Source organism: Stutzerimonas kunmingensis, from assembly GCF_002929225.1.
In the GTDB taxonomy this organism is placed as follows: domain Bacteria; phylum Pseudomonadota; class Gammaproteobacteria; order Pseudomonadales; family Pseudomonadaceae; genus Stutzerimonas.
In genome coordinates this window covers 280,726-300,366 of the sequence record NZ_PISM01000014.1, presented here as the reverse complement: position 1 = coordinate 300,366, position 19,641 = coordinate 280,726, and the positions used below count along the sequence as shown (strand labels likewise).

The window sequence follows — 19,641 nt, the reverse complement described above, 5'->3', positions numbered from 1 at the left end:
CTGGGGTGAGGGGAAAGAGGCCCAACCAAGTTCCTCCGCCACGACGTACCAAAGGCTCCGGACTAACAGCACTAAAGCAACGCCGGACCACCAGACCGCCAGCAACACCGGATTAACCCCCTCGCCCCTTTGGGGAGAGGGCTGGGGTGAGGGGAAAAGGCCGCCAGCCTGACCTGAATCCCGACCGCCCGAACAGACCAGGCCCGCCACAGAGGAAGCCCACCATGACGACCCATTTCGATCTTCGCCTCGACACGCTGCGCAATGCCTATGAAGCCGGCACCACGACCCCGCGCCAGCTGATCCTCAAACTACGCGCCAAGGCCGCTGAACTGAACGGCGAGTTCAACGCGTTTATCCACCTGCTGAACGCCGAAAAACTCGAGCCCTACCTGGCCGCACTGGAGAGCAAGACGCCCGCCGAGCTACCGCTCTACGGCATCCCGTTCGCGATCAAGGACAATATCGATCTGGCCGGCATTCCCACCACCGCCGCCTGCCCGGCCTTTGCCTATACACCGGAAACCAACGCCACCATCGTCGAGCAGCTGATCGCCCTCGGTGCCGTGCCGCTGGGTAAGACCAACCTCGACCAATTCGCCACCGGCCTCAACGGCACCCGCTCGCCCTATGGCAAGTGCCGCAACAGCGTGCGCCCCGACTACCCCTCCGGTGGCTCCAGCGCCGGCTCATCCCTGGCCGTGGCGCTGGGCCTGTGCACCTTTGCCCTGGGCACCGACACCGCAGGCTCCGGCCGCGTGCCGGCGGCGCTGAACAATCTGGTAGGCCTCAAGGCCAGCAAAGGGCTGATCTCCACCGCTGGCGTCGTGCCCGCCTGTCGCACGCTGGACTGCGTGACCTTCTTCACTGCCAGCGCCACCGAAGCCAGTCAGCTGCTCGCGTTGACCGCCAGGCTCGATCCGCGTGACGAATACAGCCGCGCCAACCCGCTGTGGAACGACGGCTCGGCCTTCGGCCAGGTGAAGTCCTTTCGCTTCGGCGTACCGAAGCAGCTCGAGTTCCTCGGCTGCCCGGAAAGTCCGGCGCTGTTCGCCGCCACCATTGAGCAGCTAAAAGCCATCGGTGGCGAGCCAGTGGAAGTGGACTTTTCGCCCTTTCTCGAAGCCGCGCGCCTGCTCTACGAAGGCCCCTGGGTCGCCGAACGCTATAGCGTGGCCGGCGCGCTGATCGAGCAGCAACCCGACGCCGTCCTGCCGGTGATAAAGGCGGTACTGGAAAAGGCACCGGGCACCACCGCCGTGCAGCTGTTCGAAGCGCAATACCGCCTGCAGCAGCTGAAGGCCATTTGCGACCGGATCATGACCGAGGTCGATTGCGTGCTGACGCCCGCGTACCCGCGCCCGGTGACGCTCGCCGAGCTTCACGCCGAACCGGTCAAGCGCAACTCGGACCTGGGCTACTACACCAACTTCATGAACATGCTGGATTACGCCGCCGTGGCTGTACCTGCCGGCGTTATGGAGAACGAGCTGCCCTGGGGCGTGACGCTGTTTGGCCGTGTGTTCACCGACCAGTACCTGCTGAGCCTGGCCGATGCACTGCAACGCCGGACCGGCCTGGCCCTGGTGGGCAGCAATGCGATCACAACACCTGCCCCGCAGAATCCGGCGCGCAACGACCGGACGAGAGTGGTGGTCTGCGGCGCGCACCTCGATGGCCTGCCGCTGAACTGGCAACTTCGCCAGCGCGGCGGTCGGCTGCTGGAGGTAACCACCAGCAGCGCGGCGTACAAGCTCTACGCCCTGGCCGGCGGCCCGCTGTTACGCCCGGGGATGGTGCGCGTCGCCGAGGGTGGAGCGGCCATCGCCGTGGAAGTCTGGGAAATCCCCAGCAGCGAGCTGGGCTCGTTCCTCACCGGCATCCCAGCGCCGCTGGGCCTGGGCAAAGTGGAGCTAGAAGACGGGCGCTGGGAAACCGGGTTTATCTGCGATGCTTACGGCCTTGACGGCGCCGAGGACATCACCCACTTCGGCGGCTGGAAGGCTTGGCTTGCGCAGCGGGGTTGAGATAGCGAAGCCACTTATCTGGCTGTAAGCGGTAAGGAGCGAAACACAGCCAGTGAGAAATGAATGCGCGGGACTGACCAACAACTATGCATCTGGTACATCCCGCGCAGCGCTCGATAGCGATACAGCGCCTTAACGGCAGCTCCTATAACGCCGGTCAGATAGCCATCTCGGGCCAGGGTGCGCGCATCCAGTCCTCGCGCTAGTCTTCGTCGCTGCTGCGGCGCCTCGGCAAAGCCTCGTCCAGCGCTGACCCTCCCTCTCGCAACACGACTTGATGAACCCCCGGACCAGGCAGCGCGACCCCCGAAGCGCGCAACGCCTCAATCAGGTTTGCCCGCACACGCGAGGCGGTAAGCATGAAGTCCGACCGGCGCGAGTCGCACCAGAATTGCACCTGAAAGGCGAGCTCGCTCTGGCCCATCTCGCGTATCGCCACTGTGGGTGGTGGCTCGGCGATGACTCCTTCAGCACCCCGGGCTGCCTCCTTGAGCACGCCCATTACCTGTGGCAGATCGACTTCGTAGCCGAGGTAGCAGATCACCTGACCACGGCGCACCGGCGCAGCGGTGTTGTTGGTGACCCGCGAGGTAAAGGTTTCCGCATTCGGCACCAGGACCCGGCGTCCGTCGTAGGTGCGGATCTGCGTGGCACGCAGTTCGATGCGCTCCACGCTGCCCTCGGTTTCGCCGATGACGATCTGATCGCCGAGTTTGAACGGCCGCAGCGTGAGGATCAGCAGGCCGCTGACGAAGTTGGAGAGAATGTCCTTCAGCGCAAAACCGAGGGCCAGACTGGTCAGGCCGAGGCCAGTCGCCAACGTGCTGGGTTCCAGTCCGAAAGCGGTGGCCGCGACGATCAGGCCCAGCAGCCAGACGGTGTAGTAGCTGACCTGCTTGATCAGGTTCTCGACCGTACGATCGCGCACCAACCGCTCGGAAATGATCCGCGTCAGCCCCCGCACGCCGGCCGCCAGGGCCCAGAACACGCCGATCACCAGAAGCGCCGCCAGTGCCCGCGGCACGATGCTGATGGCCGCTTCCAGCAACCGGGCGAAGGCGGTATCGACGCTCGCGCGTACGTCGGTCACGAAGCGCGCTCGCTCCGACGTCCGCCGTGTGCTGGCCTGCGCCAGCGCAGTTTCGAGAACCGACGCCCACTCGCGCGCCTGCGCCTCGAGCGCCCGGCCGTTTGCTTGGGCATCCTCCTCCGTGACCTGCATCAGGATGCGCCCAGCCATGGTGATCTGGCGCGCCTCGGCGTTTTCCCCGCCCGGCGCGATGCGCGCCCTGCTGATGCCCTGCGGGGTTTCCAACACCGTCAGCAATTGCCGCTCTATCTGCCGAGCCCGCAGGCGCGCCTCCAGCTCCTCGGTTCCGCCAAGACGAAACAGTGCGCGGCCGTCGAGCCGCACCGTCGCCAAGCCATCATCCACCTGCGCCATTGCCGGCAATGGCAAGGACAGCACGAGCAGCGCCATTAGCAGGGCCAGCGGCAAACGCATCAGTCGAGTCATGGGAAGAGATGTTGCGAGAAGAGCGCAGCCCTGTGCCGACCGATGTGCAATCTGCGACCCAGGGTGCGTCCGCGGTTTATCAGAAGACCAGTGCGAACAGGCCGATCACGACGATCAGGCCGATCAGAAAGATGATGCCAATGGTGCTACCTAGAAACTTCAGCATGTGATGGCTCCCGTTATTCGTGAGTTCATAGGTTCCGACTGGCAGGCACATCCATCGTTCAAGGTTTTCGCCGACCAGACATCTCGCGACTGTATCCCGATCGTCATTAAGACGCGCCGCAGCACCATTCGGGAGCGCCCTTTCAGAAATTGACCTGCATCCGAGCATGCCGCCGCTCGACGAAAAGCCTCGTGCCGCACCGCACGCGCCGTACCACGCGGGCTTGCCGAGCTTGCACGGCAACTGGCACGCAATCTGCTCTATCCCAAGTGAACGGGATGAGTCGCCACCGGCACTCATGACGCTTGGCACAAACACAGGAGCAGCTTCAAGGAGAACTAGGGTTCCGGCTCACAGGGAGTGGGCGCTGGTCCGAGAGTTCTCCGGTCCCAGGGACGGGACTACACGGAGGGATAAAAGCCCGGGAGACGCGATGTCATCCCGTGCCTTGTCATTCCAATGTGTAGGGAAATCACGCCATGTCCACACTGCGCTCGCTGAACAAGACCCTCCTCGCCGCCGGCCTGGCCGTCGCGACATTGTTTTCACCGCTGGCCAGCCAGGCCGCCGAGAAACTGAAGATCGGCACCGTGGTCTGGGCCGGCTACGGCCCCTTCTACGTCGCCGACAAGAAAGACCTGTTCAAGCCCCACGGTCTGGATGTAGACCTGCAGTTCTTCAACGACCCGGCGCTGATCCCCACCGCCATGCTCAGCCGCGCACTGGACGGCGGCATGCTCACCTACGACCAGGTGGTGGCCTCGGTCGCCAAGGGCTTGAAGCACCGGGTGGTCATGCCCATCGACTTCTCCAACGGCGGTGACGCCATCGTCGCCGACGCCTCGATCCAGACCGTTGCCGACTTCAAGGGCAAGAAGGTCGGCTTCAACCCGCTCTCACCATCGGACTTTCTGCTGGCCTATGCGCTGCAGCAGAACGGCATGAGCGACAAGGACATCAACGCCGTCAACATGACCCCGGAAGGCATTCCCGGCGCCATGGCCTCGGGCAACCTGCCGATTGGTGTGACCTATGAGCCCAATGTCTCGCAGATCCTTTCCATGGGCGGTGGCGACAAGTTCAAGGTGGTCTACTCGTCCAAGGACGCGCCAGGGCTGATCACCGACGTGCTGGTCTTCGATGAGGCGGTTATCGCCAAGAAGCCCGCTGCCATCAAGGCGGTGATCCAAGGCTATCTGGACGGCCTGGCCTACATGCAGGCGCACCCCGAGGAGTCGGCTGAGATCATCGGCGAGGTGCTCGGCGTCAGCGCCGAAGAAGCCGTGGAGCAGATGGCGGGCGCCTACAACATCCCGCTCGCAGAGATGGGCAAGAGCTTCACCCCAGGTGACGACACCCATTCCTTCCATGGCAGCGGCGCGATCATCGCCAAGCTGCTCAAGGACAACGGGCAGATCCCTGCCATTCCGGATTTCAGCAAGACCTACGACGCCCAGTTTACCGAAGCGCTCGCCCAGTAAGCCGACGCCGGGCGGGCCGTAGCCCGCCTGTGCTGGAGAACACCATGACTGCCAAACCTCTGTACCGCTACGCCGATGGCCGCGTCCCAAATACCTTGGCGATCCTCTATACCGTACTCGCCTACGGCGGCGGCCTGGCCCTGCTGTTCGCCGGCAGTGGCTGGCTGAACGCGCTGGGCACGTTGCTGCTGGCCCACGGCATGATCATCGCGGCCTACCTGATCCACGAATTCGCCCACGGCGCCATTTTCAGCGTGCCCAAGCACAACGAATGGGCCGGCAACGTCTGCAGCTGGCTGTGCGGCAGCTGCTACGCCGAGTTCCAGGACCTGCGCAAGAAGCACATGCGCCACCACGTCGACCGCGCCGACGTGATCACCTTCGACAGCAAGGCCTTTCTCAAGGCGCGCCCCTTGTGGTTCCAGAAGCTGGTACTGGCGCTGGAATGGGCCTATGTGCCGGCGGTGGAACTGATCATGCACTTCTACGTGATCGCCCTGCCCTTCATCACCGACAACGACAAGCACCGCGCCCGCCGTGGCAAGGTCGCTGCTGTGCTGGCCGTTCGCACACTGCTCTTCGCCGGGCTCGCGGTGCTGTCGCTGAAGGCCGTGCTGCTCTACGCCTTGGCCTGGATGATCATGCTCAGCGTGCTGCGTTTCGCCGATGCCTATCAGCACACCTACGAGGCCTTCGCCGTGCTGGAAGATGGCGGCAAGCTGCCGGAGAACAAGCGCCGCGACCGCAGCTACGAGCAGCAGAACACCTACAGCAACGTGGTATCGGAACGCTGGCCGGCGCTGAACCTGCTGCTGCTCAACTTTTCCTTCCACAACGCCCACCACGAGAAGCCGGTGGCGCCCTGGTATCGACTGCCCAAGCTGCACGCCGAGCTGTACGGCAGCACCTACAACCAGGTCATCCCGATGCGCAAGCTGCTCGGCAGCTTCCACCGCTATCGCGTGCGTCGCGTGCTGGACGATGACTACGGTGTGGTCAGCGAGGGGCCGCACAAGGCCGACAATTTCTACGGCGCCGTGGGCGTCTCCTTCCTGACGGCGGTGTGACATGCACAAGGCACTGGATTACCGCGGCCGCTGCGTGGTCATCACCGGCGCCGCCGGGGGCATCGGCCGTGGCCTGGCGCAGAGTTTCGCCGCCGCCGGCGCCACCCTCGAACTACTCGACCGTGACGCCGACGCCCTCGCCCGGCTTGCCGACGAACTCGCTGGCGACACGCCGTTGCATTGCACCGCGCTGGACCTCGGTGATCACCAGGCAGTGCAGCACTACGCCGATGACCTCGCCTGTCGCGGCCTGAACGCCGATGTGCTGATCAACAACGCCGGCGTCGAATACGCCACGCCGCTGGATGAGTGCAGCTTCGACGCCGATCAGCGCTGGTCGGCCCAGCTGGAGAACAACGTCGGCTCCATGCAGCGCCTGACCCGTGCGTTGCTGCCACGCCTGCGCGCTGGCGCCAGCGTGATCAACCAGGCCTCAATCTGGGGCCTGAAAGGCGTGCCGGGCTTTTCCGCCTATGTCGCCAGCAAGCACGCGGTGGTCGGCCTGACCCGCTCGCTGGCCTGGGAACTCGGGCCGCGGCGCATCCGGGTGAACGCGGTATGCCCCGGCTGGATCGGCACCGATGCGGCCATGCGCTCGCTGCAGGTGATGGCGGACGCCAACGGCCGTAGCGACAGCGCTGAGCTGGCGGCGATCCTCGCCAACCAGGCCATCCCTGAGCTGCTGACACCGGCCGATCTGGGTGGCACTTTCCTGTTTCTCGGCTCACCGCTGGCCGCCGCCCTGACCGGCCAGGCGCTGTCGGTCAGCCACGGCGAGGTGATGCACTGATGGTTGCCATCTTTACTGGCCGGACCGCCCTGGTCACCGGCGCAGCGACCGGCATCGGCCGCGCCACCGCGCTTGCGCTCGCAGCCGAGGGCGCGCGGGTCTGGATCAACCATCGCGACCAGCATGATCTGGCGAACCAATTGGTCGAGCAGATCATCGCCAACGGCGGCGACGCCTCGGCCATCGAGGCGGATGTCAGCGATCCGGTTGCGGTGGCGGCGATGTTCGAGGCCATCGAGGCGCACGGACCGCTGGATCTGCTGGTCAACAACGCCGGGGTGATCCTGGAAAAGCCCTTTCTCGAGACCAGCGAAGCAGACTGGGCCATGGTGCTGGGCGTCGACCTCGCCGGCGTCTATCGCTGCTGCCGTCATGCACTGGCGCGGATGCAGCCGCGGCGCAGCGGCGCCATCGTCAATGTCGCCTCGGACCTCGGCTTTCTCGGCCGCGAGCAGTACACCGCCTACTGCACGGCCAAGGCCGGGGTGATCGGCCTGACCCGCTCGTTGGCGCGCGAATTCGCCGCCGATGGCATTCGCGTCAATGGCGTCGCGCCCGGCCCCATCGCCACGGCGATGGTCAGCCCGGAGCACATGAGCGATGAGTGGATGACCAAGGAGCTGGCGATCCCCATGGCTCGCCTGGGTACGCCGGAGGAAGTCGCGGCGGCCATCGTCTTCCTGCTTTCGCCGCAGGCGAGCTATTTCACCGGACAGCTGCTCGGGCCCAACGGCGGCTCCTGGATGGGCGCATGAACAGCCTGATGCCACAGGGCATGCTGATCGGCGGCGCCATCATGTGGGGGCTGGGCTGGCTGCCGCTGCAGTTCTTCGCGGCCCGCGGCCTGGCCGGCATGCCGCTGGTGCTGCTGACCTATTCGCTACTCAGCCTGCTGGCGCTGCCAGTGCTCTGGCAGCAGCGCCGCCAGTGGGCGAGCCAGTATCGCCAGGTGCTCACCATGGGCCTGTGCGGTGGCTGGGCCACCGCGGCACTGGTCACCGCCCTGGCCGACGGAAACGTGGTGCGGGTGATGCTGCTGTTCTATCTGGCGCCGGTGTGGGCGATGGTCGGCGGCTGGCTGCTGCTCGGCGAACGCCTCAGCGGCACGCGGCTGTTCGCCCTCGGACTGGCGATGCTCGGCATCGGCCTGACCCTCGGCATCACCGGCGAAGCCCTGGATGCGCCGGGCGCGAATGACTGGCTGGCGCTCTCCGCCGGCCTCGCCTTCAGCCTCAACAACCTGGCCACCCGCGCTGCCAACCAGGTGCCGCTGGCGAGCAAGGCGCTGGTCAGCTTCATCGGCAGCGCGCTGCTCGGTGGGCTGTTCTGCCTGCTGCTGCGCCAGCCACTTCCGCCCTTGGATCTGACCCTGACCTGGCAGATCAGCCTGCTCGCCCTCGGCTGGCTGGTCAGCATGGCCGCCGTGCAGTACGGCCTCACTCATCTTGAGGCCGGCCGCGCCGCGGTGCTGGTGGTGTTCGAGCTGATCGCCGCGGTGCTGTCGTCCGCCTGGTTCGGCAACCACGCCATCGGCCCGAACGAATGGCTCGGCGCCGCCCTGATCACCACCGCTGCGCTGATCGCCGGCTGGCCGGAACGTCCCCTTCCCATTGCGACAAGGAGCAGCTGCGCATGAGCGTGCACATGGATCAACTGAGCTGGGTCGAGTACGAACGCCGCATCGGCGAAGGCGCCGCGGTCTTTTTGCCCTGCGGCGCCACCGAGCAGCATGGCCCGCACCTGCCGCTGGGCACCGACGCGCTGCTGGCCAGCGCAATCAGCGCCGAAGTGGCAGCGCGGGTTGGCGGGTTGGTCGCACCGGCACTCTCCTACGGCTACAAGTCGCAACCGAAATGCGGCGGCGGCCAGCACTTCTGCGGCACCACCAGCCTGGATGGCGCGACCTTGAGCGCGCTGGTGCGCGACGCCGTACGGGAGTTCCAACGCCACGGCGTGCGCCGCCTGGTGCTGGTGCTCGGCCATTACGAGAACCAGTGGTTCGTCGCCGAAGGCATCCAGCTGGCGCTGCGCGACCTCGGACCGGACGCCGGCCTGGAGGTGATGCGACTGGAACACTGGGACTTCTGCCGCGCGCAGACCCTGACCGATGTCTTCCCCGATGGATTCCCCGGCTTCGCTCTGGAGCATGCTGCGGTGATCGAGACCTCGCTGATGCTGCACTTCCATCCGCAACTGGTGGCGCTGGAGAAGATTCCGGACGACGCCCCGGCGGACTTCCCGCCCTACGACATGTATCCCACCCGCATCGAGTGGGTGCCTCCTTCCGGCGTGCTGTCCTCGGCCAAAGGCTCCAGCGCGGCGAAAGGCCAGCGGCTGGCCGAAGACATCGTCGACGGCATCGCCGCTGCGGTGTGCAAGGAGTTTGCCCTGTGACCCTGGCGACGAACCTGAACCCCGGGCGCACGGCGCTACTGGTGATCGACATGCAGCGTGATTTCTGCGCCCTGGGTGGCTACGCCGACCAGGCCGGCATGGACGTCAGCCGCCTGCGTGCACCGATCCCGGCGATCCAGGCGCTGCTGGATCGCGCTCGCGGGCTGGGCATGCTGGTCGTGCACACCCGTGAAGGTCATCGTCCGGATCTTTCCGATCTGCCCGACCCCAAACGCCGCCGTGCCGAAGCGACTGGCGCCCCCATCGGCAGTGCTGGCCCCCTCGGCCGCCTGCTGGTGCGCGGCGAATTCGGCCACGACCTGATCGACGAACTGCAGCCGCGCGCTGGCGAGCCGGTGATCGACAAACCCGGCTACAGCGCTTTCGCCCATACCGATCTCGAACTGATCCTGCGCCGCCGCGGCATCGAGCGGCTGATCCTGACCGGCGTGACTACCGAGGTCTGCGTGTCTTCGACGCTGCGCCAGGCCATCGACCTTGGCTTCGACTGCCTGACCGTCAGCGATGCCTGCGCCTCGTCCGACCCGCAACTGCATGCGGCTGCGCTGGCGATGATCGAGGTCGAAGGTGGGCTGTTCGGCAGCGTGACCGACAGCGCCAGCCTGCTCCGGCGTCTGGAGCGTGCCGCATGACCGATGTGCTGAAGCTCTGGCCACTGCTGACCGCCACGCATCGCTATGACAAGTCGATTTCCACCCGCAATCGCGGCCAGGGCACGCTGATCGACGCGCCGATCCTCGCCTTCCTAATCGAAACCCGACAGGGACGAGTGTTGTTCGACGTCGGCTGCGACTACGCCAAGCTCAGCGATCCGCAGCTGCGTGCGCGCTGGTTCGATCCGGTGGAGTTTCCCATGGGGCCGCCCGAGATGACCGAGGAGCAGCGTCTGCCCGCCCATCTGGACCGACACGGGCTGTCCCCCGCCGATATTGATCTCGTGTTCCTCAGTCATCTGCATTTCGATCACGCCGGTGGCCTGTGCGAACTGTGCGGCTGCGATGTGCATGTGCATGAAGCGGAACTCGCCGCCGCCCGCGCCCAGGCGGACAATGCCTACTTCGCCGATGACTTTGCCGGCGAACATCGTTGGATGCTGCAGCGCGACGAATACGAGCTGCTGCCCGGACTGCGCGCAATCAATACCCCCGGGCACACGGCCGGCCACATGTCGCTGCTTATCGAACTGCCGCACGGCAAGCCGGTGATTCTCGCCGGGGACGCTGCGGACCTGAGCGAGAACCTGGTCGACGAAGTCGCGCCCGGCCTCTGCTGGCAGGACCGCGAAGACCTGGCGCTGGGCAGCATCCGCAAGCTCAAGGCCACCGCTGCCGAAACCGACGCCGCTATCTGGCCGAATCACGACATGGCCTTCTGGCGCACCCTCAAAAGCTTTCCGGAGTACCACGCATGAAGAGCGTTCCCGATGCCTATCTCGGCGTGTGGCGCCGGCGCCTGCTGACCACCACCGCCGGCTTGCGTGACGAAACCAGCGAGGTGTACTGGCTGCAAACCGCCAGCCTGCACGCCGACCTGCGCCTGCCGCGGCCGCAAGCGCTGCCGCCAGCCGCCTCGCTGGAAACCTGCAGCCATGCCCAGCAGCTGGCCCTGAGCGAGCAGGCTGGCTTCGCCGGCGTCACCGAGGTCAACGGCGATATCTGCCAGTGGCATCGGCTGATCGACTTCCAGCCGCCGGGCGGACCTGCGGATATCGGCCTGATGCACTTCGAGACCCCGGAGCGGCTGCTGGAGGACGGGCTCGACGGCAGCTACCACGAAATCTGGCAGCGCCTGCCGGAGTCGCAGGGGCGCAGCTGGGGCATCTGGCTGCGCGCGGCGGAGCAGCCAGCCCGGCAGGCCTGTCTGCTGGTAGCGGGCGACTACTTCCTGTTCGCTGCCGAGCGGCCGATTCTGCTGCCGGCCAGCACAGGATATCTGCGTGACCAACTGGCCGCCGTCAGCCCCGCGCTGCGGCCACAGTTGCTGGCCTGCGAGCTGTCCTTCGGCCGCCACCGCAACGGCGCAACACCCTGGCAGATCACCCACTCGACGCTGCCCGGCCGCGTCGGCGACGCCCTACTGTCGAGCTACTGGAACTTCGCCGACCCCACCAGCCTGCCGACTGCTGACCTCGCCGCGCTTGGTCGTTATCCGGCGGCCGGTGGCTGGCAACGCGTTGAACTCGATGTGCCCACCATTTCACAGGAGGTTCCCGCATGACAGCGCAGATCAGCATCCCCTCCGCTGCCACCGCCGCGCAGCCGCGACACACGGCAACACCGGCCGCACCGGCCGAACAGGTGGTGCGCAAGAGCAGTTTCTGGCGCATTCGCGGCGAGATATCCCGGCGCAGCGCCTGGCTACTGACCGGCGCCGGGCTGAGCCTGCCCTTCGTCATCTGGTGGCTGTGGACGGCGCTCGGCCTCGCCGACCCGATGTTCATGCCCAGCCCCGGCGCGGTGCTCGAACGCATCGGCCGCTGGGGGACAAGCGAAGGGCTGCTGGGGGACATCGGCATCAGCGTCTGGCGGGTCATGGCGGGCTTCGGTGCCTCGGCACTGATTGCGCTGCCGCTGGGGCTGTACATCGGCACCTATCGGCCGGTGCAGGCCTTTCTCGAACCGCTCACCGACTTCATCCGCTATATGCCGGCGGTAGCCTTCATTCCGCTGGTGATGCTCTGGGTCGGTATTGATGAGGGCTCCAAGGTACTGATCATCTTCATCGGCACCTTCTTCCAGATGGTGCTGATGGTCGCCGAAGACGTGCGCCGCGTGCCCATGGCGCAGATCGAGGCGGCGCAGACCATGGGCGCCAACCGCGGCGAGATCGTCAAGTTGGTGATCCTGCCGTCGGCCAAACCGGCGCTGCTCGACACCCTGCGCATCACCTGCGGCTGGGCCTGGACCTACCTGGTAGTAGCCGAACTGGTTGCGGCCAACTCCGGCCTCGGCTACGCCATCCTCAAGGCGCAGCGCTACATGCACACCGACAAGATCTTCGCCGGCATCCTGCTGATCGGTCTGATCGGCCTGCTCACCGACCAGGCCTTCCGCTGGTTGCACCGCCGCGCCTTTCCCTGGATGAGGAAATGACCATGTCCGATGCCAAGATTCATGTCCGTCAGGTCGGCAAGACCTTCGTCAGCGAGCAGCGCGAGGTGCAGGCGCTGCAGTCGATCGACCTGGATATCCAGCCCAACGAGTTCGTCACCTTCGTCGGGGCCTCGGGCTGCGGTAAGTCCACCCTGCTGCGCATCATCGCCGGGCTGGAAACGCTGAGTTGTGGCGAGATCCTGCTCGACGGCAAGCCTATCGACGGCCCTGGCGTCGACCGCGCCATGGTCTTCCAGCACTACAGCCTCTATCCCTGGCTGACGGTGATGCAGAACATCAAGTTCTGCCGCCAGCTCAAGGTGATCGGCGACACCGTGCGCCACGACGGTGACGTGGAGTCGGCCGCAGGCCGCGCCGACGCCCTGCTCAACCTGATGGGCCTGACGCGCTTCGCCGATGCCTATCCCAGCCAGCTCTCCGGCGGGATGCAGCAGCGCGTCGCCATTGCCCGCGCCTTGATGCCCAAGCCCGCGACGCTGCTGATGGACGAGCCGTTCGGTGCGCTGGATGCGCAGACGCGAGAGGTCATGCACGACCTCATCCGCCATGTGCACAGGCTGGAAAAGAGCACCATCCTGTTCGTCACCCACGATGTCGAGGAAGCCATCTATCTGGGCAGCCGCATCGTGCTGATGGCGCCGAGGCCCGGGCGCATCGACTCCATCTACGAGGTGCCGCTGCCGGCCCAGCGCCATCAGGACATGAAGCTCGCGCCCGAATTCACCGAGCTCAAGCGCGAAATCCTCGCCCGCATCCGCGAGACGTCCGGCATGCAGACCGACCTCGAGCAACTGGCCAAACTCAGCGCCGTGGCCGGCTAAAGGCTAGCGGCCGAGCAACTCGGCCATTGCCGCAAACACCTGCTGCATGGCCGGCGCGCTGCGGCCCGGCCCACCGGCGCAATGGCCCCAGTCCGATTCGAGCACCCGCAGCTCAGCACCTGGGATCAGCGTGGCCTCGTGGCGGGCATCCTCGACGGTGAAATACAGGTCTGTACTGCCGGGCATGAGGATGGTCCGTGCGCGGATGCACCCCAGCGCTTCGGCCAGCGAGCCACCGCCGAAACTGCGGACCGGGTCAGCCGATTGCCAGGTGTTCAGCACGCAGAGCAGGTCATTGGCGTCCTGCTCCAGATGGTCCCGCTCCCAGTAGTCGAGCAGCGCCTCCAGGCTCTCGAAGCCCAGCTCGCGCCACAGCTCGTGACGATAGAACGCCTGGGAATAGGCCCAGCCGGCATAGACACGGCCAAACGCCCGCAGACCGCGTTCCGGCGGCGTGGCGTAGCGACCGCCCTGCCAGGCGGCGTCGGCGCAGAGCGCCGCCTTCACCCCTTCGAGAAACACCCGGTTGTGCGGCCAGCAGCGCGCCGTGCAGCAGAACGGCAGGATGGCGCACACTCGCTCGGGGTAGGCCATTGCCCAGAACAGCGTCTGCATGCCGCCCATGGACCAGCCAGTCACCAGGGCGAGCTGCCAGTCGTCACCGAACAGCCGGTCGAGCAACGCCTTCTGTGCGTGCACATTGTCCAGCAGGCTCACCTGCGGAAAGTCCGCACCCTCCTGTCCCGGCGCCGCATTGCTCGGCGAAGTCGACCAGCCGGCGCCGAACAGGTTGATCAGCACCACGCAGTAATCGCCGCCTGCCAGTGGCCCCTCCGCACCAAGCAGGGGCAGGCTGCCCCAATGTGTGCCGCCGTAGTAGCTGGGAATCAGCACCAGGTTGTCTCGCGCCCGGTTCGGCGTGCCTATTACCTGATAGCAAATGCGTGCATTGCGCAATCGCTCGCCGCTTTCCAGGCTTATTTCGCCCAGCGCGAAAAATTTCTTTTCCCTTTTTATTTCAAGCATCTGCATGACTCCCACATCGGCGAAACGGGCAAGCATTGGCACCAGACGTAGCCCGTTTCTATACACGCTGGCATGTATATTGGATGAAGGAATCGTGCCAGCGGCCCCGGCCGCCATTCATGACTCCAAGGAGCGCAAGCAGATGACCAGCTTCCCACTCTCCTCCGTCGAGGAGCTGAAACAGCGGCTGCAGGACAAGGGCGTGAAGTACGCCATGGCCAGCTACGTCGACATGCACGGCGTGATCAAAGGCAAGTTCGTTCCGCTCGACCATCTGGGGCAGATGCTTCGCGGTTCCGAGCTGTACACCGGCGCAGCGCTGGACGGCGTGCCGCAGCAGATCAGCGATAACGAAGTGGCGGCGATGCCCGATCCGGCCAGCGCCACCCAGTGCAGCTGGAACCGCAGCCTGGCCTGGTTCGCCAGCGACCTCTATCTGGACGGCAAGCCTTTCGACGCCTGCTCCCGCGGCATTCTCAAGCGCCAGACCGACGCTGCGGCCGAGATGGGCTACAGCTTCAATCTGGGCATCGAGACCGAGTTCTTCCTCTACAAGGACACCCCGGACGGCGGCTTTGCCCCGCTCAGCGATCGTGATACCGCGGCCAAGCCCTGCTACGACCCGCGCCTGTTGATGGACAACCTGCCGATGATCGATGAGCTGGTGGAAGCCATGAACGAGATGGGCTGGGGCGTCTACTCGTTCGACCATGAAGACGCCAACGGCCAGTTCGAAACCGACTTCAAGTACGCCGACGCGTTGACCATGGCCGACCGCTTCGTGTTCTTCCGCATGATGGCCAACGAGATCGCCCGCAAGCATGGCGCCTTCGCCACCTTCATGCCCAAGCCCTCGGCGCAGCGCACCGGTAGCGGCGCGCACTACAACATGTCACTGGCGGACTTGGCGTCTGGCAAAAACCTCTTCGAGGTGGACGGTGAGGACCCGCACGGCTGCGGTGTCACCCCGCTCGCCTACCACTTCATCGCTGGCGTACTGAAACACGCCAAGGCCATTTGCGCGGTGATCGCGCCCACCGTGAACAGCTACAAGCGGCTGATTCGCAAGGGCGCGATGTCCGGCTCGACCTGGGCGCCGGTGTTCGTCTGCTACGGCAACAACAACCGCACCAACATGCTGCGCATTCCGTCCCAGGGCGCGCGGGTCGAATGCCGCGCCGCGGATATCGGCTGCAACCCCTATCTCGGCGCCGCGATGATCCTCGCCGCCGGCCTGGAAGGCATCCGCGACAAGCTCGAACCGGGCCAGCCGCACCGCGAAAACATGTACGACTACAGCGAAAAGGATGTCGCGGACATGGGCATCGAAACCCTGCCGCGCACGCTGTCCGAAGCCATCGATGCGTTCGAGGCCGATCCGCTGTCGCGCCAGGTGTTCGGCGATGCGATGTATGAAGCCTTCGTCGAGTACAAGCGCGACGAATGGAATGCCTACCACACCCATGTTTCCGACTGGGAAATCCAGCGCTACCTGAAATTCTTCTGACTCGATGAAAAGGAGATTCACCATGCAAGCCAATACGTTCAAGCGGGCACTCTGTGCCGGCGCCGTGATCTTTGCAGCCCTTTCGCCTTTTGCCGCGCAGGCCGAGGAAAAGAAAAGCTTCGATATTGCCTGGACCATCTATGCCGGCTGGATGCCATGGAAGTATGCGGATGAGTCGGGAATCATGAAGAAGTGGGCCGACAAGTACGGGATCGAAGTGAACATCACCCAGGTCAACGACTACGTCGAGTCGATCAACCAGTACAGCGCCGGCCAGTTCGACGGGGTGGTCGCCACCAGCATGGATGCGCTGTCGATTCCGGCAGCCGGCGGCATCGATACCACGGCACTGATCGTCGGTGACTATTCCAACGGCAACGACGGGATGGTGATGAAGGACAGCGCCGACCTGAAGAGCCTCAAGGATCAGCAGATCCATCTGGTCGAGCTGTCGGTTTCGCATTACCTGCTGGCCCAGGCGCTCGATAGCGTCGGCATGAGCGAGCGCGACGTACAGGTGGTCAACACCTCGGACGCCGATCTGGTCGCCGCATTCAGTACGGACGAGGTGCGCAATGTCGTGACATGGAACCCTCTGCTCGACGAAGTTGCCGCCACGCCCGGTGTGCACCGCACCTTCGACTCCAGCCAGATCCCCGGCCACATCAAGGACCTGACCATCGTCAACAGCGAAACCCTGGTCGACAACCCGGACTTCGGCAAAGCCGTGGTTGGCGCCTGGTATGAGGTGATGGCGATCCTGGAAAGCGACACCGACGAAGGCGCCAAGGCGCGTGCCTCGCTGGGCCAGGCCTCCGGAACCGATCAGGCCGGGTACGAAAGCCAGCTCAAAGGCATGAAGATGTTCTGGAAGCCTGCCGACTCGCTCGCGTTCATCAACAGCGACGAGGCATATCAGGCCATGGACAGCGTGCGCAGGTTCTCCTTCGACCACGGTCTGCTGGGCGACGGTGCGGACTCGGTAGACTTTATCGGCATTGCCATGCCTGGCGGCAAGTTGATGGGCTCGGATGCCAATGTCAAACTGCGCTTCGATACCACCTACATGCAAATGGCCGCGGACGGAAAACTCTGAGTCTTCAGCGTGACGGGCGCCAAGCGCCCGTATCATCAGCCACGGCGCGCTGTCGCACAGTGGGTTCTGGCTGATCCACCGCGCATCATTTGAGGCCCCACATGCGCCGGACCAAAGAAGACGCCGAACAGACCCGTCTGAAGATCATTGCCGCGGCGCTGGAATTGTTCAGCCGCAACGGTTACTCGAACACCACGCTGGCGATGATCGCCGACAGCGCCGGCTTCAGCCGCGGCCCGATCTACTGGCATTTCAAAAGCAAGGACGAGCTGTACGAAGCGGTCCTGGCCTACTCCCAGGCACCGCTGGAGCAGCTCATCGCCCGCAGCCGAAAGCTGGCCGACGAGCCGCTTGTCGCGCTCGAGCACTTCATCGACGACTGGTTTCGGCTGTTGCTGGAGGACCGCTGGTATCGCCAGTCTTTCGAAATCCTGCTGAACAAGACCGAACTCACGGCACAGATGGCCAGCACATTGAAGCGTGAACGCAAGCTGACCCGCGACATGGTCCAGCTGCTGGAGGCGCTCGTCGAGCGAAGTCAGCAGACGCCTGGCACCGGCAACTGCCAATCCCCACGATCGCTGGCGCTGCTGCTCTATTCAAGCCTGATGGGCATCACCCACACCTGGTTGCTGTCACCCAAGCTGTTTTCGCTCAGGGAGCAGACACCCTTCATGGCGAGCAATCTGTTGGCGCTGGTGACGTCGCACGCTCCATCCTCAGTGACTAGCCAAGCAAGCGAGGGCGCTTGAGCTTGCTCAGCAGCGCCGGCCTCAGCGCGGCGGCGTCCAGATCGATGGTATTGATCAGCCCGGTGATCTCGGCGCGGGAAAGCGATAGCCGGCACGGCAAACCGGTAAGCAAAAGCGACTCGCCTGCCGCTTCATCGACTAGCAGCACGCGGATGGTCGAGGGCGAATCCATCCGCGCGCTGAACAGCAGCGGTTCGAAATATTGTTGAACCAGGGCAAATGCCTCCGGTTGCCTGAATCGCTTCATGATGACAACTCCATTTGTCAGGCGGCGGATTCTAGCAGTGGCTTTCGCATCGCTCTGGCTGGCAAGTGCCAACTGCAGCACAACGTGCGTCGACACTGTTTGAGCAAAACTTGCCCTACCGGATGTTGCAGGAAGTCGCGCGGGCAGCCTACGCAATGAACTGCAGCCTGACATTCGCCGATCCTGGCAACATCCGCGCTCGTTTTCCGTACCGCAGAAACGCTGAAGGCCCCGTAATCGGGGCCTTCAGGATTGCAGATGGCGGAAGCGCAGAGATTCGAAATCATCGCACGGCCGCATTGGGACGTTGATTTCTAAGGAATTTTTCTCGGGCAGCTGGCCAATGGGACCATTTTGGGACCATCCGTGGTCCCGGGGCATACGAAAAAGCCCCGGAAATCGGGGCTTTGGGCTGTTTGGGAGCGGGACCGGCTACAGCTTCAGCTGTCGCTCGATGAGGCTGGTCATGTCCGCCGCGTCGTTGCTGATCCACTTGCCGTAGTGCTTGTGGATCATTGAGGTGGACGTATGGCCCATATGCTCGGCAATCCAATCAAGCGGCACCACACCGCTGGTGAGCATCTGGCTGGCGAAGGTGTGCCGGCAGTTGTTCGGCCCGCGATGGCGAACGCCCGCTGCCTTGAGGTGGCCGTTCCACCACCCGTTGCGCATGTTGTCCGAGGTTGAGTACGCCTGATTGGTGTGCGAGTTATGGAACACGAACCGCAGGTACTGCTTGCGCACCGTCCGGTTATCCCGATCGGTCGTCTCAACCTCGACCTTTGGCAGCTTCTCCGTGCGCTCGGCCTGCTCGCGTAGCGCTTCCAGGGCAGGCTTCAGCAGCTTGACCTTGCGAGTCGAACGGCGCGTCTTCGTTACCTTGTAGGCGCTGCGCACTCTCGCCCGGCGGAAGGTCACTTCGCCCTTCGCCAGGTCGACGTCCTCCCACGCTAATGCGATCGCCTCGCTGACACGCGGTCCTGTCCAGATCATGAACTTGATCAGAGCCAGCTCCTGCTCGCGGCCAGGTGATGGGGTGCCCAGGATCGCATCGATCTCCTTGCGCTCGAACGGGTCCGGGTCTTCATCGTCCGGCAGCCGGATCACGATGCCCTCCGTTGGGTCGAACGCCACGGCATTGGTGGTCCGGTAGAGCTGGTAGATCTGCCGCACGATCGCCACGATTTCGCGCACCGTCTTGTTGTGCAGCTTGGGCATCAGCCCTTTCTGCACCCACCGCTGCATCTCCACAAAACTGATGTCCTCTGCCTGGCGCTCGCCCCACTGTCTCCTGATATGGCAGTTGATCTTGCTCTCGTGCCCATCCATCGAGGACTTGGCCAGCTCGTTGCGCTTGATATCCAGCCAGAGGTCGATCCAATGACCAAACGTGCCCTCCTTCACCCGCGCCGAGTCGGGGAAATAGCGCGCGTAGCTGAATGTCCCGGCCTGAATTTCGTGCTTGATGATCGCCACCAGCCGCGCCGCCTTTTCCAGGTTGCCCGGTGTCGGCGGGCCAGGAAACGGCTCCTTACAGCGCTTGCCCTGCCACCGAAAGTCCACGCGCACGGAGTTCCCGCGCACCTCAACTCCATCTGCCATATGCGTCCCCACGCG

20 protein-coding genes and 1 riboswitch are annotated in these 19,641 nt (G+C 64.7%); of the genes, 15 read left to right on the top strand and 5 right to left on the bottom strand.

What is annotated here, in order from left to right; all coding sequences use genetic code 11:
• Positions 1 to 224: 224 nt before the first annotated feature.
• On the top strand, positions 225 to 2,027 hold the full coding sequence (atzF, locus tag CW305_RS08025) for an allophanate hydrolase (RefSeq protein WP_104097593.1): 1,803 nt from the start codon (positions 225 to 227) through the stop codon (positions 2,025 to 2,027).
• Between the two features lie 202 nt (positions 2,028 to 2,229).
• Here atzF and CW305_RS08020 read toward each other — a convergent pair whose 3' ends face one another.
• Together CW305_RS08020 and CW305_RS23185 are read right to left on the bottom strand one after the other, a co-directional pair.
• Positions 2,230 to 3,507: a mechanosensitive ion channel family protein gene (locus CW305_RS08020; RefSeq protein ID WP_219819258.1), complete on the bottom strand. Its 1,278-nt coding sequence runs from the start codon at positions 3,505 to 3,507 to the stop codon at positions 2,230 to 2,232.
• A gap of 115 nt (positions 3,508 to 3,622) precedes the next feature.
• Positions 3,623 to 4,009, bottom strand: a complete 387-nt coding sequence (locus CW305_RS23185) for a small membrane protein YohP (protein WP_146067141.1) — start codon at positions 4,007 to 4,009, stop codon at positions 3,623 to 3,625.
• Between the two features lie 27 nt (positions 4,010 to 4,036).
• A riboswitch (guanidine-I (ykkC/yxkD leader) is annotated at positions 4,037 to 4,139 on the top strand.
• Positions 4,140 to 4,188: 49 nt separating this feature from the next.
• Here CW305_RS23185 and CW305_RS08015 point away from each other — a divergent pair.
• From CW305_RS08015 to CW305_RS07965, 11 genes are read left to right on the top strand one after another with little or no spacing between them, the layout of a single operon-like run.
• Positions 4,189 to 5,190: an ABC transporter substrate-binding protein gene (locus CW305_RS08015; protein WP_104097591.1), complete on the top strand. Its 1,002-nt coding sequence runs from the start codon at positions 4,189 to 4,191 to the stop codon at positions 5,188 to 5,190.
• A gap of 44 nt (positions 5,191 to 5,234) precedes the next feature.
• Entirely contained in the window at positions 5,235 to 6,257 is a 1,023-nt protein-coding gene (locus CW305_RS08010; protein WP_104097590.1) for a fatty acid desaturase family protein, read from the top strand.
• A gap of 1 nt (position 6,258) precedes the next feature.
• Entirely contained in the window at positions 6,259 to 7,047 is a 789-nt protein-coding gene (locus CW305_RS08005) for an SDR family NAD(P)-dependent oxidoreductase (protein ID WP_104097589.1), read from the top strand.
• Positions 7,047 to 7,802 carry an SDR family NAD(P)-dependent oxidoreductase gene (locus tag CW305_RS08000; RefSeq protein WP_104097588.1) on the top strand — a complete coding sequence of 252 codons (756 nt, stop codon included), beginning with the start codon at positions 7,047 to 7,049 and terminating at the stop codon, positions 7,800 to 7,802. The genes CW305_RS08005 and CW305_RS08000 overlap by 1 nt, the downstream gene beginning before the upstream one ends.
• Positions 7,799 to 8,683, top strand: coding sequence for a DMT family transporter (locus CW305_RS07995; RefSeq protein ID WP_104097587.1), 885 nt, complete (start codon positions 7,799 to 7,801; stop codon positions 8,681 to 8,683). The genes CW305_RS08000 and CW305_RS07995 overlap by 4 nt, the downstream gene beginning before the upstream one ends.
• Positions 8,680 to 9,441: a creatininase gene (locus CW305_RS07990; protein ID WP_104097586.1), complete on the top strand. Its 762-nt coding sequence runs from the start codon at positions 8,680 to 8,682 to the stop codon at positions 9,439 to 9,441. The genes CW305_RS07995 and CW305_RS07990 overlap by 4 nt, the downstream gene beginning before the upstream one ends.
• Positions 9,438 to 10,094, top strand: a complete 657-nt coding sequence (locus CW305_RS07985; RefSeq protein WP_023445598.1) for a cysteine hydrolase family protein — start codon at positions 9,438 to 9,440, stop codon at positions 10,092 to 10,094. The genes CW305_RS07990 and CW305_RS07985 overlap by 4 nt, the downstream gene beginning before the upstream one ends.
• Positions 10,091 to 10,873 carry an N-acyl homoserine lactonase family protein gene (locus CW305_RS07980; protein WP_104097585.1) on the top strand — a complete coding sequence of 261 codons (783 nt, stop codon included), beginning with the start codon at positions 10,091 to 10,093 and terminating at the stop codon, positions 10,871 to 10,873. The genes CW305_RS07985 and CW305_RS07980 overlap by 4 nt, the downstream gene beginning before the upstream one ends.
• Positions 10,870 to 11,679 carry a hypothetical protein gene (locus CW305_RS07975; RefSeq protein WP_104097584.1) on the top strand — a complete coding sequence of 270 codons (810 nt, stop codon included), beginning with the start codon at positions 10,870 to 10,872 and terminating at the stop codon, positions 11,677 to 11,679. The genes CW305_RS07980 and CW305_RS07975 overlap by 4 nt, the downstream gene beginning before the upstream one ends.
• A complete protein-coding gene (locus CW305_RS07970) occupies positions 11,676 to 12,554 on the top strand; it encodes an ABC transporter permease (protein ID WP_101275676.1) in 879 nt (292 codons plus the stop codon). The genes CW305_RS07975 and CW305_RS07970 overlap by 4 nt, the downstream gene beginning before the upstream one ends.
• A gap of 2 nt (positions 12,555 to 12,556) precedes the next feature.
• Positions 12,557 to 13,396, top strand: coding sequence for an ABC transporter ATP-binding protein (locus CW305_RS07965; RefSeq protein WP_181063868.1), 840 nt, complete (start codon positions 12,557 to 12,559; stop codon positions 13,394 to 13,396).
• 3 nt (positions 13,397 to 13,399) lie between these two features.
• Here CW305_RS07965 and CW305_RS07960 read toward each other — a convergent pair whose 3' ends face one another.
• Positions 13,400 to 14,422 carry an alpha/beta fold hydrolase gene (locus tag CW305_RS07960; RefSeq protein ID WP_104097855.1) on the bottom strand — a complete coding sequence of 341 codons (1,023 nt, stop codon included), beginning with the start codon at positions 14,420 to 14,422 and terminating at the stop codon, positions 13,400 to 13,402.
• Between the two features lie 142 nt (positions 14,423 to 14,564).
• Here CW305_RS07960 and glnT point away from each other — a divergent pair, with 142 nt between their 5' ends.
• The 3 genes from glnT to CW305_RS07945 all read left to right on the top strand — a co-directional run bounded on the left by glnT (position 14,565) and on the right by CW305_RS07945 (position 17,777).
• A complete protein-coding gene (glnT, locus tag CW305_RS07955) occupies positions 14,565 to 15,929 on the top strand; it encodes a type III glutamate--ammonia ligase (RefSeq protein WP_104097854.1) in 1,365 nt (454 codons plus the stop codon).
• Between the two features lie 22 nt (positions 15,930 to 15,951).
• Positions 15,952 to 17,025, top strand: coding sequence for a putative urea ABC transporter substrate-binding protein (locus CW305_RS07950; protein ID WP_104097582.1), 1,074 nt, complete (start codon positions 15,952 to 15,954; stop codon positions 17,023 to 17,025).
• Between the two features lie 101 nt (positions 17,026 to 17,126).
• A complete protein-coding gene (locus CW305_RS07945; protein WP_023445606.1) occupies positions 17,127 to 17,777 on the top strand; it encodes a TetR family transcriptional regulator in 651 nt (216 codons plus the stop codon).
• Here the strand turns inward: CW305_RS07945 and CW305_RS07940 are convergent.
• The gene (locus CW305_RS07940; protein WP_041013998.1) at positions 17,752 to 18,024 is read right to left on the bottom strand and encodes a DUF1652 domain-containing protein; all 273 of its coding nucleotides are present in this window, start codon (positions 18,022 to 18,024) and stop codon (positions 17,752 to 17,754) included. The two genes, CW305_RS07945 and CW305_RS07940, sit on opposite strands and share 26 nt — an antisense overlap.
• Positions 18,025 to 18,456: 432 nt before the next feature.
• Positions 18,457 to 19,626, bottom strand: coding sequence for a site-specific integrase (locus CW305_RS07935; protein WP_104097581.1), 1,170 nt, complete (start codon positions 19,624 to 19,626; stop codon positions 18,457 to 18,459).
• Positions 19,627 to 19,641: the final 15 nt, after the last annotated feature.

Bases quoted from the DNA above. Each gene is read 5' to 3' on its own strand.
- CW305_RS07945 (WP_023445606.1), top strand. From the start codon at position 17,127: ATGCGCCGGACCAAAGAAGACGCCGAACAGACCCGTCTGAAGATCATT.
- CW305_RS08010 (WP_104097590.1), top strand. From the start codon at position 5,235: ATGACTGCCAAACCTCTGTACCGCTACGCCGATGGCCGCGTCCCAAAT.
- CW305_RS23185 (WP_146067141.1), bottom strand. From the start codon at position 4,009: ATGAGTGCCGGTGGCGACTCATCCCGTTCACTTGGGATAGAGCAGATT.
- glnT (WP_104097854.1), top strand. From the start codon at position 14,565: ATGACCAGCTTCCCACTCTCCTCCGTCGAGGAGCTGAAACAGCGGCTG.
- CW305_RS07960 (WP_104097855.1), bottom strand. From the start codon at position 14,422: ATGCTTGAAATAAAAAGGGAAAAGAAATTTTTCGCGCTGGGCGAAATA.
- CW305_RS07980 (WP_104097585.1), top strand. From the start codon at position 10,091: ATGACCGATGTGCTGAAGCTCTGGCCACTGCTGACCGCCACGCATCGC.
- CW305_RS07995 (WP_104097587.1), top strand. From the start codon at position 7,799: ATGAACAGCCTGATGCCACAGGGCATGCTGATCGGCGGCGCCATCATG.
- CW305_RS08005 (WP_104097589.1), top strand. From the start codon at position 6,259: ATGCACAAGGCACTGGATTACCGCGGCCGCTGCGTGGTCATCACCGGC.
- CW305_RS07965 (WP_181063868.1), top strand. From the start codon at position 12,557: ATGTCCGATGCCAAGATTCATGTCCGTCAGGTCGGCAAGACCTTCGTC.
- CW305_RS07935 (WP_104097581.1), bottom strand. From the start codon at position 19,626: ATGGCAGATGGAGTTGAGGTGCGCGGGAACTCCGTGCGCGTGGACTTT.
- CW305_RS08000 (WP_104097588.1), top strand. From the start codon at position 7,047: ATGGTTGCCATCTTTACTGGCCGGACCGCCCTGGTCACCGGCGCAGCG.
- CW305_RS07940 (WP_041013998.1), bottom strand. From the start codon at position 18,024: ATGAAGCGATTCAGGCAACCGGAGGCATTTGCCCTGGTTCAACAATAT.
- atzF (WP_104097593.1), top strand. From the start codon at position 225: ATGACGACCCATTTCGATCTTCGCCTCGACACGCTGCGCAATGCCTAT.
- CW305_RS08015 (WP_104097591.1), top strand. From the start codon at position 4,189: ATGTCCACACTGCGCTCGCTGAACAAGACCCTCCTCGCCGCCGGCCTG.
- CW305_RS08020 (WP_219819258.1), bottom strand. From the start codon at position 3,507: ATGGCGCTGCTCGTGCTGTCCTTGCCATTGCCGGCAATGGCGCAGGTG.
- CW305_RS07950 (WP_104097582.1), top strand. From the start codon at position 15,952: ATGCAAGCCAATACGTTCAAGCGGGCACTCTGTGCCGGCGCCGTGATC.
- CW305_RS07990 (WP_104097586.1), top strand. From the start codon at position 8,680: ATGAGCGTGCACATGGATCAACTGAGCTGGGTCGAGTACGAACGCCGC.
- CW305_RS07975 (WP_104097584.1), top strand. From the start codon at position 10,870: ATGAAGAGCGTTCCCGATGCCTATCTCGGCGTGTGGCGCCGGCGCCTG.
- CW305_RS07970 (WP_101275676.1), top strand. From the start codon at position 11,676: ATGACAGCGCAGATCAGCATCCCCTCCGCTGCCACCGCCGCGCAGCCG.